A 16,209-nucleotide genomic window follows, 5' to 3' on the forward strand; every position below is an offset into this window, starting at 1 on the left:
CGGCCCTGCTGGCCGTGCTGGTCGTGACGGCGGTCGCGATCGCAGGGGCCGCGCTGGTGCTCCTCCCCGACCGCGCCACCGGTCCCGGCCTCGGCGGGCCGGCGACGACCTCCACCACCACGAGCGACGCGTCTGACGTGACGCCGCAGCAGCAGACCACCCGGACCGGAGCGACGCTGAGTCCCTGCCCACGCGGCGATGCGGAGCGGCTGACGGTCCTCAGCCTCAACGTCCACTCCGGCCGCACCAAGGCAGGCACCCTCGACCTCGGCCGGATCGCGGCCGAGCTGCGGGCGTGGGACGCCGACCTGGTCCTGCTGCAGGAGGTCGACCAGGGTCGCCGGCGTACTCACGGAGTCGACCAGCCCCGCAGGCTCGCGCGGCGACTCGGCTACTCGCACGTGTACGGGCCGACTCGTCGGTTCCGGCCCGGCTCCACCGGCAACGCGATCCTGTCGCGATGGCCCGTGGTGGACGTGGGGCTGCGCCACCTCCCCCGCGGGTCCGGCGCGTACCGGCGTGGCCTGGTCCGTGCGACCGTCGACGTGCACGGGCAGCAGGTCGACGTCTTCTCGACCCACTTCGACCACGCCTCTCGCCACGCGCGCCGGGCACAGGCGCGAGTAGTCGCGGCGAGCGTGCGCCGCTCCTCGTGGCCCGTGGTGCTGGGCGGTGACCTGAACGCGGAGCCCGGCATGCCTGCGGTGCGGGTGCTGGAGCTAGCCGGACTCGTCGACGGCTGGTCGCTCGTGGGTCGGGACGAGGGCCTGACCGTTCCGGCGGCCTCGCCGCACCGGCGGATCGACTACGTGCTGGCTGACGAGTCGTTCGTACCGGTGCGGTCGAGGGTGCTGGTGAGCTTCGTGAGCGACCACCGTGGCGTCATGACGACGTACGACCTGCTGCCGCAGCGCTGTCAATGAGGTCTGAGGACTTCGAGGTCCGGCCGGCGCCTAATTTGCGTTCGAGTCCACCGGGCCAGCGGTGAGCCAGCCGCGCCACCGGTGCCCCAGCCACCGCCGACCCACACGTCGGCTCCCGTGACCCTGCGTTCAGACGACGCTCAGCGGCAGCAGCTTCTGGCCGGTGGGACCGATCTGGATCTCAGTGTCCATCTCGGGACAGACGCCGCAGTCGTAGCACGGGGTCCAGCGGCAGTCCTCGACGTCCTCGACACCGTCGGGGTCGGCGGCTGCGGCGAGGGAGTCCTCCCAGTCCGCCCACAGCCAGTCCTTGTCGAGCCCGGAGTCGAGGTGGTCCCAGGGCAGCACCTCGTCGTAGTCACGCTCGCGCACCGTGTACCAGTCGAGGTCTACGCCGCCCTCACCGTCCGGAAGGGCGGACAGGGCACGTTCCGCGCACTCGGTCCAGCGCTCGAAGGAGAAGTGCTCGCTCCACCCGTCGAACCGGCCACCGTCGCGCCACACCTCCTCGATCACACGACCGACGCGCCGGTCGCCGCGAGACAGCAGCCCTTCGATGATCCCCGGCTTGCCGTCGTGGTAGCGGAAGCCGATGGCGCGGCCGAACCGCTTGTCGGCGCGGACGGTCTCCCGGAGCAGCCGGAGCCGCTCGTCGGTGGTCTCGTGGTCGAGCTGGGCGGCCCACTGGAACGGCGTGTGGGGCTTGGGCACGAAGCCGCCGATCGACACGGTGCAGCGGATGTCGTTGCGGCCCGACACCTCCCGACCCTTCGCGATCACCTTCTTGGCGAGCTCGGCGATCTCGAGCACGTCGTCGTCGGTCTCGGTCGGGAGACCGCACATGAAGTAGAGCTTCACCTGCCGCCAGCCGTGGGAGTACGCCGTGGCGACGGTCCGGATCAGGTCCTCCTCGGTCACGGCCTTGTTGATGACCTTGCGCATCCGCTCCGAGCCGCCCTCCGGGGCGAACGTCAGGCCCGAGCGGCGGCCGTTGCGGGAGAACTCGTTCGCGAGCGTGATGTTGAAGGCGTCGACCCGCGTCGACGGCAGGGACAACGAGATGTTCGAGCCGTCGTAGCGGTCGGCCAGGCCGGTGGCGATGTCGCCGATCTCGGTGTGGTCGGCGCTCGACAGCGACAGCAGCCCGACCTCCTCGAACCCCGACTGCCTGATGCCGTTCTCGACCATGTCGCCGATCGTGTTGATCGAGCGCTCGCGAACCGGGCGGGTGATCATGCCGGCTTGGCAGAAGCGGCAGCCACGGGTGCAGCCGCGGAAGATCTCCACGCTGTAGCGCTCGTGCACCGTCTCGGCCAGCGGCACGAGCGGCTTCGCGGGGTAGGGCCAGGCGTCGAGGTCCATCAAGGTGTGCTTGCGGACTCGGTGCGGGATGCCGGGCCGGTTCGGGACGACCTCCTTGATCTTTCCGTCGGCCGCGTAGGTCACGTCGTAGAACGCCGGGACGTAGACGGACCCGCCCACCGCGAGGCGCCGCAGCAATTCGTCGCGCCCGCCCGGCCGGCCTTCGTTCTTCCACTCGCGCACCACGTCACTGATCGCGAGCACGACTTCCTCGCCGTCACCGAGGACAGCAGCATCGATGAAGTCGGCGACCGGCTCGGGGTTGAACGCGGCGTGGCCGCCGGCGATCACGAGCGGGTCGTCGTCGGTGCGATGGACGGCGCGCAGCGGGATGCCGGCGAGGTCGAGCGCCGTGAGCAGGTTCGTGTAGCCGAGCTCGGTGGAGAACGAGACGCCGAGAAGGTCGAACGCGCGCACCGGCCGGTGGCTGTCGACGGTGAACTGCGGGATCGGACCGGCGTCGTCGCCAGCGCGCATCACGGACTCGAGGTCCGGCCAGACCGAGTAGGTGCGCTCGGCGAGGATCCAGTCCCGTTCGTTGAGCACCTCGTAGAGGATCGCGACGCCCTGGTTCGGGAGCCCGACCTCGTAGGCGTCGGGGTACATCAGCGCCCAGTGCACGTCGACCGAGTCCCAGTCCTTCACCGTGGAGTTGAGCTCGCCGCCGACGTACTGGATCGGCTTCTGGACCGAAGGAAGCTTGGGCTCGAGCCGGGGGAACACCGACGCGACGGACACGGGCACACCTCTGAGGACCTGGGGAAGGGCGGGCTTCTGAAGGACCTGCCCAGGGTACGTCGGTCGTCGGGCAGCGGCACATCCCGGAGCACGCCAGGCTGCTGAGGAGCGGCAAGTCGTATGGACCGCTTCCCGACATCTCCTGCGGCAGCGACCCGCGAGCGCCTACCATCCGTGGTTCGGAGGGTAATCGTGGGGAACGCTGAGGGGACCAGCATCGCCGCGCGCCGCTTGGTGCTCGTGGTTGTGCTGACGCTTGCCTTAACACCGCTCGCGCTGGCGGACGTGCCGCGTCCGAACACACCTACGGAGATGTGGCCCAGCCTGGCCGCCGCCTTCGTGTGGCTGGCGACCGTGTGGGACGGGAAGAGCAGGCCCTCCTTCGACGTCGTGTGGCATGTCGCGGCACAAGTGCTGCTGTTCGTCGGCGTCGCGCTGCTCTTCGGCTGGGAGCCGCTCGACGCCGCCTGGATGGGTTTCGTCAACGTCGGCGGCGCCGTCCTGATGCTGGTGCTCTACTCCTGGTTCCAGCGGGGACGGGGCTGGGCGCCGACCGATGCCGCCTCCAACCTCGCGCTGCTGGCCACGGCGTTGTCCGCCACCACCGTGGTGGCGCTGCTCGGCGGCATGCCGTACCTCGAGGTGGGCGAGCTCGACCGGTTGACGTTGTGGTGGATCATCCGAGGGACCGTCTACGCCTACGTCGGCGGCGTGACCTTCTTGTGCGTGTTCTACGCCGACGGCCCGTTCGTCGGCGACCGCGCCCCGCGCTGGGCGCTGGCACTGCTCGTGCCGATCGGCGTGGGCTGCATCTGGGTGACCTACCTCGACCCCGAGCTCCCGCTGACCTGGTTCCTGCTGCTGCCCGCGCTGGTCGCCGGTTCGATCCTGACGCCTCGGGGAGCCGCGGTCTACGCGCTCTTCATCGCGCTGATCGGTGCTCTCGCGACGCTGCACCCGATCAACCAGTTCGGGTACGACGGTGTCATCCCCGGGTCGATCGTCATCGACGTCCTCATCACGGCCTCGACGTTCATCACCATCCACCTCGCAGTGCTCCAGGACCAGCGGATGGACGCGATCCGCCAGCTCGAGGCGCAGCGCGCGGCCGCGGAGGGCGAGCGGGTGGCCGCCGAGGAGGAGGCGGCTCTGCTGGAACGGGTCTACCAGACCATGACCGACGGCCTGATCGTGATGGAGCAGGGACGGAGGGTCGTGTTCCACAACGATGCCGCTCGCCGCCTGGTCGGCAAGCGGATCCCGATCGGTGAGGACCTCGACTGGGTGGGATACCTCGGTCTCCGCCTGCTGTCGGGCGAGCCCGCCACCGACGCCGACCTGCCGGGACCGGAGAACCCCGCGGTCCGCCAGCTGCACGTGCAGAACGAGGGTGCCGACCGGATCCTCGAGATCGGTGCGTGGCCGATGGGTGACACCGGCAAGTTCATGGTGCTCTTCTCTGACGTCACCGCCGAACGCGAGCGGCTCGGCGAGCTCACCGGGTTCGCCGGCGTCGTGGCCCACGACCTGCGCAGCCCGCTGACCAGCCTCAGCGGCTGGCTCGAGCTCATCGCGGACTCGCTGGAGGACGACGACCCGGCCAGCGCCCGGCAGTTCAATCGGCGGGCGCAGGTCAGCAGTGCCCGGATGGGCCAGGTGATCGACGACTGGCTCGCCTACACCGTGCAGCGCGACGGAATGCTCACCAAGTCGCGGGTGCGGCTCGACGCGCTGCTGGAGGAGATCATGGCGCCGTACGGTGCGGCGGGAGCCGACTACGCGCCGTCGTTCGAGGTCGAGGCGGAGCACGTCGTCGAGGCCGACCGCGTGCTGACCAAGCAGCTGCTGGCCAACCTGATCGGCAACGCGGTGAAGTACACGCCGGACGGTCAACGGCCGCATGTCAGCATCCGCTCCGTCCCGGACCCCGAGCACGGCTTCGTCCGGGTCGAGGTGAGCGACGCAGGTGTGGGCCTGCCGCCGGGCGAGGAGGAGCGCGTGTTCGAGGAGTTCCATCGCGCGGAGGCGCACGCCCTCGCCTTCGCCGGCACCGGACTCGGTCTGTCCCTCTGCCGCCGGATCGTCAACCGGCACGGCGGCAGCATCTGGGCCCGCAACAACCCGGACCGCGGCGCCACCTTCACCTTCACGCTCCCCGCGGCCTGACACGCCGGCTGCCACCCACGGCCACTGCGCGGCGGCATCGCCACGCGATTGCTGACATCCTCGAGGCATGGACGACCTGTTCAGCCTGGAGGGTCGAGCCGCCCTGGTCACCGGCGGCAACGGTGGGATCGGGTTGGCGGTGGCGAGCGGTCTTCGACGTGCCGGCGCGCGGGTGGCGATCACCGGCCGGGACGCCGCCAAGAACGCGGCTGCCGCAGCGGTCCTCGGCGACGAGACCCTCGTGCTGCAGGCCGATGTCACCGACGAGGGAGCGGTCGAGCGGGCCATCACCGAGGTGGTGTCGACCCTGGGCGACCTGCATATCCTGGTCAACAACGCGGGTGGCTTCCGCGGGGGACCGGTCACGGAGCTGTCCCTGGCGGGGTGGCGTGCCGTGCTCGACAGCCACCTGACCGGAGCGTTCCTGTGCACCAAGCACGCCGTTCCACACCTGGCCTCGACGGGCGGCGGCAAGGTCGTGAACATCGCGTCGGTGTACTCGCACTTCGGTGCCCCGGACTTCGCCGACTACTCCGCAGCCAAGGCCGGACTGCTCGGCCTCACGCGGGCGCTCGCCGTAGAGCTGGCCCCGGAGAACATCCAGGTCAACGCGCTCGCCCTGGGGTGGTACGAGACCGATCTGACCCGCGGCATGCCCGAGGGCCTGGTGGACCAGATCCGCCGCAAGACGCCGGCCGGTCGCTGGGGTGACCTCGACGACCTGGTCGGCCCGGCGGTCTTCCTCTCGTCGCAGGCGTCCGACTTCGTGACGGGCGTCGCGCTCCCGGTCGACGGCGGGTACCTCGTGGCCGACCGGCTGCGAGACACCTCACCCTGAGCCACCTCGGGCTCCCGGATCACCGTCGGAGCTGCCGACAGCTCCGAGGCACAGGGTCGTCTCCTGTTGTCGACGCGCAGCGCTCGAACGCCCTCAGCTTGTGCTTCAGGGTCGCGATCTCGCGGCGGTGACGACGCGGGCCTGCCGCGCTGGGCCCGGACCTCGGTGACGCTTCCACTCACGCCCGAGCCAGAAGCAACCAGGCCAGGTAACCGACGTAGGTCGCGACGAAGAGCGCGCCCTCTGCCCGGGTGATCCGGGCGCCGGTGACGAAGACCGGCACCGTGGCGACCGCGACGACGGCCATCAGGACCAGATCTGCGGCGAGCACCTCGTCGGGGACAGGTACGCCGCGAGGTGCGACCACCACCGTGAGTCCCAGCACGAAGACGATGTTGTAGATGCTCGAGCCGAGCAGGTTGCCGAGCGCGATCTCGCGGTCTCCTCTGAAGGTGGACACGAGGGTGGTGACCAGCTCGGGTGCCGAGGTGCCGATCGCCACCACCGTCAGGCCGATGATCGCCTCGCTGACCCCGAGCTCCTGCGCACCCGACACCGCGCCCTCGACGAGGAGGTCGGCGCCCAGCACGATCACCACCATCCCGACAAGCAGGGCCGCGACGTGACGCAGCGGGCGAGGTCGGGGTTCGTCCGCGACCGGGGTGGTGTCCATGGGCTCGGTGTCAGCGTCGCGACGACTGACGCGCAGCAGCGCCCACGTGTACGCCACGGCGCAGCCCAGCAGCAGCAAGCCCTCGCCCCGCGACAGCTTGCCGTCGAGCGACAACAGGAAGAGCGCCAGGGCAGCGGCCGTCATCACCGGCAGGTCGAACGTGAGCGTCCTCCGTTGGAAGACGACCGGGACCAGCAGCGCGCTGAGGCCGAGGATGAACAGGATGTTGACCAGGTTGGTGCCGACGATGTTTCCGACCGCGAGCCCTGGACTGCCGCTCACGGCCGCATCGATCCCGACCGCCAGCTCGGGGACGCTCGTGCCCAGCGACACCACGGTCAGCCCGACGATCATGGGGCGGATGCCGAGCCAAGCGGCCAGGCCGGTGCCGCCGCGAACCAGGACCTCCGCGCCGACGATCAGCCCGACGAGTCCTGCGGCGATCTGCAGCGTGGTCAGCATCGAGCGGAGTCAGCGGGCGTCGCGTCGCGCCTGGCGACGGGCCCCTGCCGCTCGACTCGACGCGTCCTTCTTCACCCCGCCACTGGTCTTCTTGGGGGTCGGCCGTCGCGACGCGGCGGGCTTCACGTCCCGTCCAGGTCGAGCGGCAGCGGCCTTCTTCGGCGCCGTCGTACCTGACCTGGCTGCCGCAAGGCGAGACTCTTTCAGCTCCGCAGCCGCCCGGGTCGCCTGCGCCGAGACCTCCTTGCTGACGGCGGCCAAGGCGGTCTCGAAGATCTCGGCCTTGGCGCGGTCACGCTGGTTCTTCGGGTAGCTGAACCCCCTACCCCCACGCTTGACGACAGCGCCGCTCGCGCTCCGGCGGTACTTCGTCACGTACTTCGCCCGCGCGCGCCGGATCCGCGAGTGCAGTGCCAGGAGTTCTTCCTCGTCCAGTTCTGCCAGGGCATCGCGCGAGGTCTCAGCGACCAACCGCTGTTCTGCCACCGTCATCGAGTTGAGCACGGCCTGGTTCATCTCGTTCCTCCCGTACGGCGCCCGCCGGGTCGACCGGCCCCGTCAGCATCTTGCCGGACTTCGGCCCACCTGACTCCTCCCAGCCGCCCGAGGCCCCGCCACATGAGCGCGACCTGGCCTCAGCGGCCCGGCCAGCATGACAAGCGCAAGCTCGACACCAAGCTCGACACGATGCCTTCGTCCTGGTCACGAACCTGCGTCGGGTCCGTATGCCGCTAGGAAGACCCGGACGCCCTCGTCAGCGAAGTACTGAAGCTCTCGTTTCGTGTAGAGGGGCGCAGCGTCAGGGACCGACATGGCCGCATTGACCGGAATGGACAGGACCAACCAGTTGAAGTGCTGGGCGGCCAGCATGGGGTCGGGAACCCGCAACAGACCTCGCTCGTCGAGAGCCTCGAACCAGGAAGCGAACACTGCGCACGAGCGCACGGGCCCGGCGTCGTACCACGCCTTCGCCAGCTCCGGGAAGCGCTCCGCCTCGCCGATGAGCATCCTGCGCATCCTTAGAAGGTCTGGCTGCATCACGTCTTCGAGGTGAGCGCGTGCGAACGTGCGGAGGTCCCGCTCGACGTCCTCGCTGTTCGGCATGGCCTCGATCAACGGGTGCGCCGACGTCTCACTGCCGGCGATGTCAGCCGTCACGAGCGCGCTGAACAAGCGTGACTTGTCGACGAAATGGGAGTAGACGGTCTGTTTCGACACGCCCGCCCGGGCCGCGACGTCGTCCATGCTGGTGCCTTCGTACCCGTGCTGGAAGAAGAGCTCCCGAGCGGCGCCGAGGATCGCCTGCCGCTTGCGTAGCGACGGACCACGGCCGCGTCGACGGCCGGGCGGGGCCGCCGCCGGCGCGCCCACGACCGGACTGCTTCGATCCGGCCGTTTCTCAGCGTGCTTCACGGATCTCCTCCGGCTCGACTTCCGAATCATTCTAGACGTTTGCGTCCAGAATGCTTATATTGGACTGAACAGTCCAGAAAAAGTCAGGAGTCACCCTTGAACACCACGACCCGACCCGCGACCTCCATCCTCAGCGTCGAGGGCGCCGACCTCTACTACGAGCTGCGCGGCCAGGGGCCGCTCATCGCGCTGCACGCAGCCCCCATGGACGCCGCCTCCTTCACCCCCCTGGCCGAGTTGCTCGCCGCCGATCACACAGTGCTCACCAGCGATCCTCGGGGAATCAGTCGCAGCACCGTCAGGGACGGCAACCGAGACGTCACCCCGGAGATGCGGGCCGACGATCTCGCCGCCCTGTTGCGTCACATCGACGTGGGCCGGGCGACCGTGTTCGGCTCGAGCGGTGGCGCGGTCAGTGGGCTGGCGCTCATCCAGGCGCACCCCGAGCTCGCCGACACCGTGATCGCCCACGAGCCGCCCCTGGCCGGACTGCTCGACGACAGCGCCGAGCTGCGGCGCCAGACCGACGACATGATCGAGACCTATCTGGCCGGTGACCGTCGGCGCGCGTGGGAGAAGTTCATGGCGACGGCCAACATCCGGCTTCCGGACGAGACGTTCGAAGCGATGTTCGGCGGACCGATCGAGGGCCAGGCAGCAGCCGACGAACGCTTCTCCTTCGCCAGGATGGAGCGAGCGACCACGTTCTGGATGCCCGACCTCGCTGCTCTGAGGGCTACCGAGACGAGATTGATCATCGCGATCGGCGAGGAGTCGACGGACGAGCTCTGCGACCGCACGTCGCGGGCGCTGGCCGCCGACCTCGGCATCCAGCCGACCACCTTCCCGGGTGGTCACGTCGGATTCGCCGAAGGCCCGGAGGCCTTCGCCGCGCGCCTGCGCCAGGTGCTCGTGGCGTGAGCCACCCTCTGGGCCGGCACCGCCTCGATCGGGTCAGCGGCGGACGAGGACCCGGCTCGGGACCGGGTAACGGGCAGCCGGGCTGACCGAGGAGCGCAGGTGGATGTTCTGCAACAGCCCGACCGCGAGCAGCGTGGCGAACATCGAGCTGCCGCCGTACGACACCAACGGCAGCGGTACGCCGGTGACCGGCATGATGCCGAGGCACATCCCGATGTTCTGGAACGCTTGGAAGCCCAGCCAGCACGCGATGCCGGCGGCGGCGATCCGGCCGAAGGCGTCCTCGGCGCGACCCGCAATCACGAGCGCCCGCCAGACCACGACCGCGAGCAGCGCTATGAGCAGCCCGGAGCCGAGGAGCCCGAGCTCCTCCCCCGCGACCGTGAACACGAAGTCGGTGTGCTGCTCGGGGACGAACCCCGACCGCGTCTGGGACCCACCGAAGAGCCCTTCGCCGAAGAGCCCGCCGTTGCCCACGGCGATCCGCGCCTGCTCGGTGTTGTAGCCGGCCCCGCGCGGATCGAGGTCGGGGTTGGTGAACGCGAGGAAGCGGTCGACCTGGTAGTCCTTGAGCATCCCGCCCGCCACCGCGGCGACCGCGGCGGTGATCCCGGCGCCGCCGAGCAGCGCCAGCCAGCGGCGCGGGGCACCGGCCGCGGCGAGCACTCCGAACACGGTGGCCGCGAGCACCAGCATCGTGCCGAGGTCGGGCTGCAGCAGGATCAGCGCCGCAGGCAGTCCGGCGATCAGCAGCATGAGCACCACGTCGACCCAGCCCACCGGCCGATCGCGTCGCCCCTCGGACCGCTCGGCCACGACCAGCGCCATCCCGATCACCACCGCGAGCTTGGCGAGCTCCGCCGGCTGGATCGACATCCCCGCGACCTGGATCCACGAGCGCGAGCCGTTGATCGTCGATCCCGAGGTCAGCACCATCACGAGCCCCCCGACCGACGCGAGATAGGCCAGCGGCGCCAGGATCCGCACCCACCGGTGGTCGGTGGCGAGGACCATCACCATCAGCACCAGGCCGATCGCGATGTTGACCAGCTGCTTGCGGAGGTACGCCCCCGAGTCGCCGCCGGTCAGGTCGATCCGGGTGGAGGTGGCCGACCAGACGAGCAGCGTCCCGAGCACCAGGAGTCCGGCGACGGCCGCCATCAGGACCCAGTCGAGGCCGGGCACCCGCAGCAGCGGGGCGGGTCGGCCGCTGCGCGCGCTCATCGCGACCGCCTGGTCCGCGGCGGGAGGATCGAGCCGTCGCGGCGGAAGGACGGGAGGTCGTCTGGGGCAACGACACCGGGGATCGCGGCGCGAGCCGCGTCGATCGTCATTCCGTCGACGCCGTACAGCGCCTCGTAGATCGCCCGGACGGCCGGGCCCGACGTCCCCGAGCCCGTTCCGCCCTGGCTGACCATCATGACGACCGCGTAGTCGTCGGTGTACGACGCCACCCACGACGTCGACTGCTTGCCGTAGACCTCCGCGGAGCCGGTCTTGGCGCGGATCTGGACCTGCTCGAGCGGGAAGTCCAGCAGCCGCCAGCTCATCGTGCCGCGCAGGCTCACGCCCTTGAGCGCGTTGTCGATGTAGTTGACGACCGATGTGGGCAGTCCCACGTCGCGGACCTTCCGGGGCCGGATGCGCTTGAGCACCGTCCCGTCCGGGCTCACGATCGCCTTCGCGATCCTCGGCGCGTACAACGTGCCGCCGTTCGCCAGCGCGGCGTAGGCCCGCGCGAGCTGCAGCGGGGTGACGATCGTGTCGCCCTGACCGATCGCGAAGTTCACCGCGTCGCCGGCCCGGTAGGCGTAACCCTCGATGCAGAACTCGCGGGAAAACTTGTAGACGAAGTCGCTGGTGTCGGCGTCCTGCGGCTTCGAGGCGATGCCGCAGTAGTAGTCCTTCATCTGCTTCCAGTACTGCCGCTTCCACCTCCGGTCGGCGATCCGACCCGAGGCCTCGCCGGGCAGGTCGACGCCGGTCTCGCCGCCGAAGCCGAAGGTCATGGCCTCGTCGACCAGCGGGTCCTTGGCGGTGACGTCGTCGACGTCGGAGCCGAGCTTCTGCCAGAAGTGGTAGCCGACCCGGTAGAAGAACGTGTTGCAGGAGACCTCGAGCGCGCGGTCGAACCCGATCGACCCGTACGCGCCGGACTCGTAGTTCTTGAACACCCGGTTGCCGACCTGGAACCCGGACGAGCACTCGAGGCGGGTCTCGGGACCGAACCCGTGCGTCATCGCGCCCGCGGTCATGAACGGCTTCCAGGTCGACCCCGGGGCGAACTGCCCCTGCGTGGCGCGACCGAGCAGTGGCGTGCCCGCCGCCTCGGAGTACAGCCGGGCGAGCTGCTTCTTGCTGATGCCGCCGACCCAGACCTCGGGGTCGTACGTCGGCTGGCTGGCCATCGCCACGATCCGACCGGTGTCGACCTCCATCACGACCACGGCACCGGCGTCGGCCTCGTAGTTGCGGCCGGTCACCTCGTCGCGGGTCTGCCGTGCGGTGCGGATCGTCGCCGCGAGCTGCTTCTCGACGACGCCCTGGACCTTCGCGTCGATCGAGGTGACGAGCGTGTCGCCTGGCTGGCCGGCGATCTCGTCCTCCTCGCCGAGCACCCGGCCCATGGAGTCGACGGCGACCCGGCGGTAGCCGGGCATGCCGCGCAGCCACTCGTCGTACTGCTTCTCGACACCGGCTCGGCCCACTGCCGAGGCACCGTTCACCGAGCGGTCGCCGTCCGCGCGGGCGCGGTCGTACTCGTCCTCGGTGATCGGGCTGAGGTAGCCGAGCACGTGCGCGAGATTGATGCCGTAGGGGCGCGGGTATGCGCGGACGCTCTGCTGCTCCGCGATCACGCCGGGGTAGTCCTCGGGCTGCTCGAGGATCCGCAGCGCGGTCCGCTGCGGGACGTCTTGGGCGATCGGCACCGGCTGGTACGGCGAGCCGTTCCAGCACACGCCGGGAACACTGCCGTCGTCGCCGCAGGTGACGAGCTGCCGCTGGATCCGGCCGCGCGGCTGGCCGGTGGCCCCGCCCACGCGGTCGAGCAGCACCCGCTGCTGGCGGACGGTGAGCTTGTCGAGCATGGTGCGGTCGATCGAGACGACCCACGACGCGCGGTTGGCGACCAGGGGTCGGCCCTGGGCGTCGACGACCAGGCCGCGCTGCGGCTGGACCACGATCTCGCGGACCGACTGGTCGGCCGCCTGAGCGTGGTACTCGTCGCCGCTGACGACCTGGAGGTAGTACAGCCGGACGAAAAGCGTGGCGAAGAGCGAGAAGACCAGGGCCTGGATCACGACCAGCCGCAGCCGGCTGCGACCCTCGACACCGGCCATCAGGCAAGAACCCGTTGCTCGGGCTCGAGCTTCCGGAACAACCCGAGCAGCGGCGGAAGCACGAACGGCGTGAGCAGGACGTCCCACACGACCGCCACCAGCACCACCGTCAGCAGTCCCCCGACATCGGTGCCGGGGTCGTCGAGCAGCATGCCGGTGAGGGCGAACACCGAGGAGCCGACGAAGGACGCACCGGCGACGGTGAGTACGACCGTCGTGGTGGTGGGCTTCTGGGTCTGCCGCAGCCGGCCGGCCAGGTAGCCGACCAGCACGAGTGCGAGCGCCCAGCGGCCGGCCACGTGGTCGGCGGGTGGTGCGAGATCGAGCGCGACGCCGCCCACGAAACCCAGGACCGCCGCGAACTCGGGACCTCGTGTGAGGGCCGCGGCCACCACGACGAGCAGCACCAAGTTCGGGACGATGCCCTGCCAGGCCACGTGCGGGAAGACGGTGACCTGCAGGACCAGGGCGACCACGATCGCCGCGACCGCGGTGAGAGTGCGGGCGAGAGTCATCGCAGGCTCCCGTCCGCCTCGATCACGGCTCGGTCGCTGCGGGTGCCGGACGGTACGACCACGCCCACCAGGTCGAGAGCGCCGAAGTCGACGAACGGCTCGATGACGGCGCGCTGGGACATCTCCCGGATGCTCGAGAACACCGTCGCGACGCGACCGACCGGCACCCCGGAGACGTACGGCGCCCCGCCGTCACTCCCCCAGGTGACGACCACGTCGTGCTTGGCGGGCACCTCGGCGCGATCGACCAGCTCGAGGTCCAGCAGCCCGCTGTCGCCGACATCGCCGCGCCCCTCGAGGAAGCCCATCTTCATCGAGCTGCCGACCCGGCCCCCGACGGTCGACCCGGTGTCGATGATGAGGAGCACGGTCGCTGTGGTGCGGGTGGTGCGGAGCACGCGGCCGACGAGCCCGTCGTTGTTGAGCACGGTCTGGTCCGGTCGTATGCCCGCGTCGGAGCCGGCGTCGATCGTGACGGTGCGGCTGAAGGCCTGCGACGGTCCGACCGCCACCACCCGAGCCGGCACGAGCGCGAAGCCCAGGTTCTCGGCGGCCACGGTGAGGCCGTCGTACTCCGCCAACCGGTTGCGGTCGTAGCCGGAGGTCGCGACCTCGGATCGGAGCTCGGCGTTCGCGGCCTCCAGCGCACTCAGCTCGGCGCGCAGCGAGTCGTGCGAGCGGAACCAGCCTGGGATCGCCGCGATCGGCCGGATCACCGCGGCTGTGCCGGACTCGAGCGGCCCGAACACCTCGCCGGCGGCGCTCCGCACGGGCTCGACCGGCGAGTCGGCGCCGCCCTGGTGGTCGAGGGTGATCAGCGAGATGCTCGCGAGGACGAGTGCGACGAGCAGCGCCCGCGACGGGCGCCCTGGCTCGTCGAGGTCCTGGTGGCTGCGCCAGCGACGCTCGCGGTAGCGGTTGAGCCCCCCGTCGAAACGCATCAGTACCTCCGGGGCTCGGAGACCAGGACCTGCTGCAACGCCTCGAACTCCTCGACGCACTTGCCGGCACCGAGCGCGACGCTCACCAGCGGGTCCTCGGCGAGGTGGACCGGCATCCCGGTCTCGTGCCGCAGCCGCTCGTCGAGCCCGCGCAGCAGCGCACCGCCGCCGGTCAGCACGATCCCCCGGTCCATGATGTCGCCGGCCAGCTCGGGGGGCGTCTGGTCGAGCGTGGCGCGCACCGCGTCGACGATGGCATGCAGCGGTTCCTCCAGCGCCTGCCGGATCTCCGCGCTCGACACCACCACGTTTCGGGGCAGCCCCGACACCATGTCGCGACCGCGGATCTCCGCCTCCGGCTCGTCGGGCAACGGGAAGGCCGAGCCGAGCGTCATCTTGACCTCCTCGGCAGTCCGGTCGCCGAGCATGAGGGAGTACTCCTTCTTCATCCACGCGACGATCGCCTGGTCGAGATCGTCACCCGCGGTACGGATGGAGAGGCTGGTGACGATGCCGCCGAGGCTGATCACCGCGACCTCGGTGGTGCCTCCGCCGACGTCGACCACCATGTTCCCGGTGGCCTGGTGGACCGGGAGCCCAGCGCCGATCGCGGCGGCCATGGGCTCCTCGACGATGTAGACCCGGCGGGCGCCCGCTTGGTAGCCCGCCTCCTTCACGGCCCGCTGCTCCACGGCCGTGATGCCGCTTGGCACGCACACCACCATCCGGGGCTTGGCGAAGTAGCGCCGGCGGTGGACCTGCCGGATGAAGAACCGCAGCATCTGCTCGGTCGCCTCGAAGTCCGCGATCACGCCGTCCTTGAGCGGGCGGATGGCCGTGATGTTGTCGGGGGTGCGCCCGATCATCCGCTTCGCCTCGTGTCCGACGGCGAGGATCTCGCCCGTGCTGTCGTTCAGCGCGAGGACGCTGGGCTCGTCGAGCAGCACGCCCTTGCCGCGGACGTAGACGAGCGTGTTGGCGGTGCCGAGGTCCACGGCCATGTCACGGCCGATGAAACTGTTCGCCATGCGGAGTGCCTCGCGCTCGCTCGTTGAACCGGGGAAGGTCGGTACGACGACCAGACGGTGTGGGCCGAGGCACCTGCGAGGAGCGTAAGTTCGCGCGGCGGCTCAACCCGGCAGGACACGCGGAGACCCCTGGTGCTCCTGATGCGGATGTGACGAACGCCGAGCCGTCACTCGTGCAGGTCCAGAACCCCCCGAGCCGTCACCCGTGCAGGTCCAGAACCCCCCGAGCCGTCACTCGTGCAGGTCCAGAACCCCCGTACCGTTCACTCGTGCCGGCACGAACCCACAGAACTGACGGCTCGCCCACATCGCAACCTGCACGACTGACGGCTCGGCCCACTTCGGACCTGCAGAACTGACGGCTCGGCCCACTTCGGACCTGCAGAGCTGACGGCTCGCGCCTCAGAGGTCGGGGAACCAGAGTCCGATCTCACGCCCGGCCGACTCAGGCGAGTCCGACCCGTGCACCAGGTTCTGCTGCACCGCGAGGCCCCAGTCGCGCCCGAGATCGCCGCGGATCGTCCCCGGAAGCGCCACGGTCGGATCGGTGGCGCCGGCGAGCGCTCGGAAGCCCTCGATGCAGCGCTGACCCTCCACGACCATCGCGACGACGGGGCCGGAGAGCATGAACTCGACCAGCGGGTCGTAGAACGGCTTCCCCTCGTGCTCGGCGTAGTGTCCGGCCAGCAGCTCGGGCGTCGCCGAGCGCAGCTCCAGGGTGGCCAGGGTGTAGCCCTTGCTCTCGATCCGGCGCACCACCTCGCCGACGAGGCCACGGCGTACGCCGTCGGGCTTGACGAGGACCAGCGTGCGCTCCAGAGCCATGCCGCGGAGCCTAGCGAGGGCCACGCAGGGCCGACCCACCGGGACGCGTCCAGAAAGTCTGTG

General features: G+C 70.2%; 14 protein-coding genes. 4 read left to right on the forward strand and 10 right to left on the reverse strand.

Annotated elements, in window-relative coordinates; translation table 11 throughout:
• On the forward strand, positions 1 to 923 hold a 923-nt coding region (locus VFZ39_RS16830), incomplete at its 5' end, for an endonuclease/exonuclease/phosphatase family protein (protein WP_330866946.1).
• A 129-nt stretch (positions 924 to 1,052) separates the two neighbouring features.
• Here the strand turns inward: VFZ39_RS16830 and VFZ39_RS16835 are convergent.
• The gene (locus tag VFZ39_RS16835) at positions 1,053 to 3,023 is read right to left on the reverse strand and encodes a TIGR03960 family B12-binding radical SAM protein (protein WP_330866947.1); all 1,971 of its coding nucleotides are present in this window, start codon (positions 3,021 to 3,023) and stop codon (positions 1,053 to 1,055) included.
• Between the two features lie 192 nt (positions 3,024 to 3,215).
• Here VFZ39_RS16835 and VFZ39_RS16840 point away from each other — a divergent pair, with 192 nt between their 5' ends.
• Together VFZ39_RS16840 and VFZ39_RS16845 are read left to right on the forward strand one after the other, a co-directional pair.
• Complete coding sequence (locus tag VFZ39_RS16840; protein ID WP_330866948.1) at positions 3,216 to 5,189, forward strand: HAMP domain-containing sensor histidine kinase; 1,974 nt, start codon at positions 3,216 to 3,218, stop codon at positions 5,187 to 5,189.
• A 67-nt stretch (positions 5,190 to 5,256) separates the two neighbouring features.
• A complete protein-coding gene (locus tag VFZ39_RS16845; RefSeq protein WP_330866949.1) occupies positions 5,257 to 6,027 on the forward strand; it encodes an SDR family NAD(P)-dependent oxidoreductase in 771 nt (256 codons plus the stop codon).
• A 178-nt stretch (positions 6,028 to 6,205) separates the two neighbouring features.
• Here VFZ39_RS16845 and VFZ39_RS16850 read toward each other — a convergent pair whose 3' ends face one another.
• The 3 genes from VFZ39_RS16850 to VFZ39_RS16860 form a co-directional block, all read right to left on the reverse strand.
• Entirely contained in the window at positions 6,206 to 7,162 is a 957-nt protein-coding gene (locus VFZ39_RS16850; RefSeq protein WP_330866950.1) for a calcium/sodium antiporter, read from the reverse strand.
• Positions 7,163 to 7,171: 9 nt separating this feature from the next.
• Positions 7,172 to 7,678 (reverse strand): hypothetical protein, encoded by a 507-nt coding sequence (locus tag VFZ39_RS16855; protein WP_330866951.1) that lies wholly within the window; start codon positions 7,676 to 7,678, stop codon positions 7,172 to 7,174.
• A gap of 186 nt (positions 7,679 to 7,864) precedes the next feature.
• Entirely contained in the window at positions 7,865 to 8,575 is a 711-nt protein-coding gene (locus tag VFZ39_RS16860) for a TetR/AcrR family transcriptional regulator (protein ID WP_330866952.1), read from the reverse strand.
• 96 nt (positions 8,576 to 8,671) lie between these two features.
• Between VFZ39_RS16860 and VFZ39_RS16865 the strand changes: the two genes are divergently transcribed.
• The gene (locus VFZ39_RS16865; RefSeq protein ID WP_330866953.1) at positions 8,672 to 9,496 is read left to right on the forward strand and encodes an alpha/beta hydrolase; all 825 of its coding nucleotides are present in this window, start codon (positions 8,672 to 8,674) and stop codon (positions 9,494 to 9,496) included.
• Between the two features lie 33 nt (positions 9,497 to 9,529).
• Here the strand turns inward: VFZ39_RS16865 and rodA are convergent, their stop codons facing one another.
• The 6 genes from rodA to ndk all read right to left on the reverse strand — a co-directional run bounded on the left by rodA (position 9,530) and on the right by ndk (position 16,146).
• Positions 9,530 to 10,720, reverse strand: a complete 1,191-nt coding sequence (gene rodA / locus VFZ39_RS16870) for a rod shape-determining protein RodA (protein ID WP_330866954.1) — start codon at positions 10,718 to 10,720, stop codon at positions 9,530 to 9,532.
• Positions 10,717 to 12,837, reverse strand: coding sequence for a penicillin-binding protein 2 (gene mrdA / locus VFZ39_RS16875; protein WP_330866955.1), 2,121 nt, complete (start codon positions 12,835 to 12,837; stop codon positions 10,717 to 10,719). Before mrdA ends, rodA begins: the two co-directional genes overlap by 4 nt.
• Positions 12,837 to 13,352, reverse strand: a complete 516-nt coding sequence (mreD, locus tag VFZ39_RS16880) for a rod shape-determining protein MreD (RefSeq protein WP_330866956.1) — start codon at positions 13,350 to 13,352, stop codon at positions 12,837 to 12,839. The genes mrdA and mreD overlap by 1 nt, the downstream gene beginning before the upstream one ends.
• Positions 13,349 to 14,293, reverse strand: coding sequence for a rod shape-determining protein MreC (gene mreC / locus VFZ39_RS16885; RefSeq protein WP_330866957.1), 945 nt, complete (start codon positions 14,291 to 14,293; stop codon positions 13,349 to 13,351). Before mreC ends, mreD begins: the two co-directional genes overlap by 4 nt.
• Positions 14,293 to 15,321 (reverse strand): rod shape-determining protein, encoded by a 1,029-nt coding sequence (locus VFZ39_RS16890; protein WP_330866958.1) that lies wholly within the window; start codon positions 15,319 to 15,321, stop codon positions 14,293 to 14,295. The genes mreC and VFZ39_RS16890 overlap by 1 nt, the downstream gene beginning before the upstream one ends.
• Positions 15,322 to 15,723: 402 nt before the next feature.
• Positions 15,724 to 16,146: a nucleoside-diphosphate kinase gene (ndk, locus tag VFZ39_RS16895; RefSeq protein ID WP_330866959.1), complete on the reverse strand. Its 423-nt coding sequence runs from the start codon at positions 16,144 to 16,146 to the stop codon at positions 15,724 to 15,726.
• Positions 16,147 to 16,209: the final 63 nt, after the last annotated feature.

The sequence above is a fragment of the Nocardioides sp. genome (genome assembly GCF_036374615.1).
Taxonomy (GTDB): Bacteria; Actinomycetota; Actinomycetes; order Propionibacteriales; family Nocardioidaceae; genus Nocardioides.

Excerpts from the sequence above, each read along its gene's own strand:
- rodA (WP_330866954.1), bottom strand. The coding sequence starts at position 10,720 with ATGAGCGCGCGCAGCGGCCGACCCGCCCCGCTGCTGCGGGTGCCCGGC.
- mreD (WP_330866956.1), bottom strand. The coding sequence starts at position 13,352 with ATGACTCTCGCCCGCACTCTCACCGCGGTCGCGGCGATCGTGGTCGCC.
- VFZ39_RS16845 (WP_330866949.1), top strand. The coding sequence starts at position 5,257 with ATGGACGACCTGTTCAGCCTGGAGGGTCGAGCCGCCCTGGTCACCGGC.
- VFZ39_RS16855 (WP_330866951.1), bottom strand. The coding sequence starts at position 7,678 with ATGAACCAGGCCGTGCTCAACTCGATGACGGTGGCAGAACAGCGGTTG.
- VFZ39_RS16850 (WP_330866950.1), bottom strand. The coding sequence starts at position 7,162 with ATGCTGACCACGCTGCAGATCGCCGCAGGACTCGTCGGGCTGATCGTC.
- VFZ39_RS16890 (WP_330866958.1), bottom strand. The coding sequence starts at position 15,321 with ATGGCGAACAGTTTCATCGGCCGTGACATGGCCGTGGACCTCGGCACC.
- mrdA (WP_330866955.1), bottom strand. The coding sequence starts at position 12,837 with ATGGCCGGTGTCGAGGGTCGCAGCCGGCTGCGGCTGGTCGTGATCCAG.
- ndk (WP_330866959.1), bottom strand. The coding sequence starts at position 16,146 with ATGGCTCTGGAGCGCACGCTGGTCCTCGTCAAGCCCGACGGCGTACGC.
- mreC (WP_330866957.1), bottom strand. The coding sequence starts at position 14,293 with ATGCGTTTCGACGGGGGGCTCAACCGCTACCGCGAGCGTCGCTGGCGC.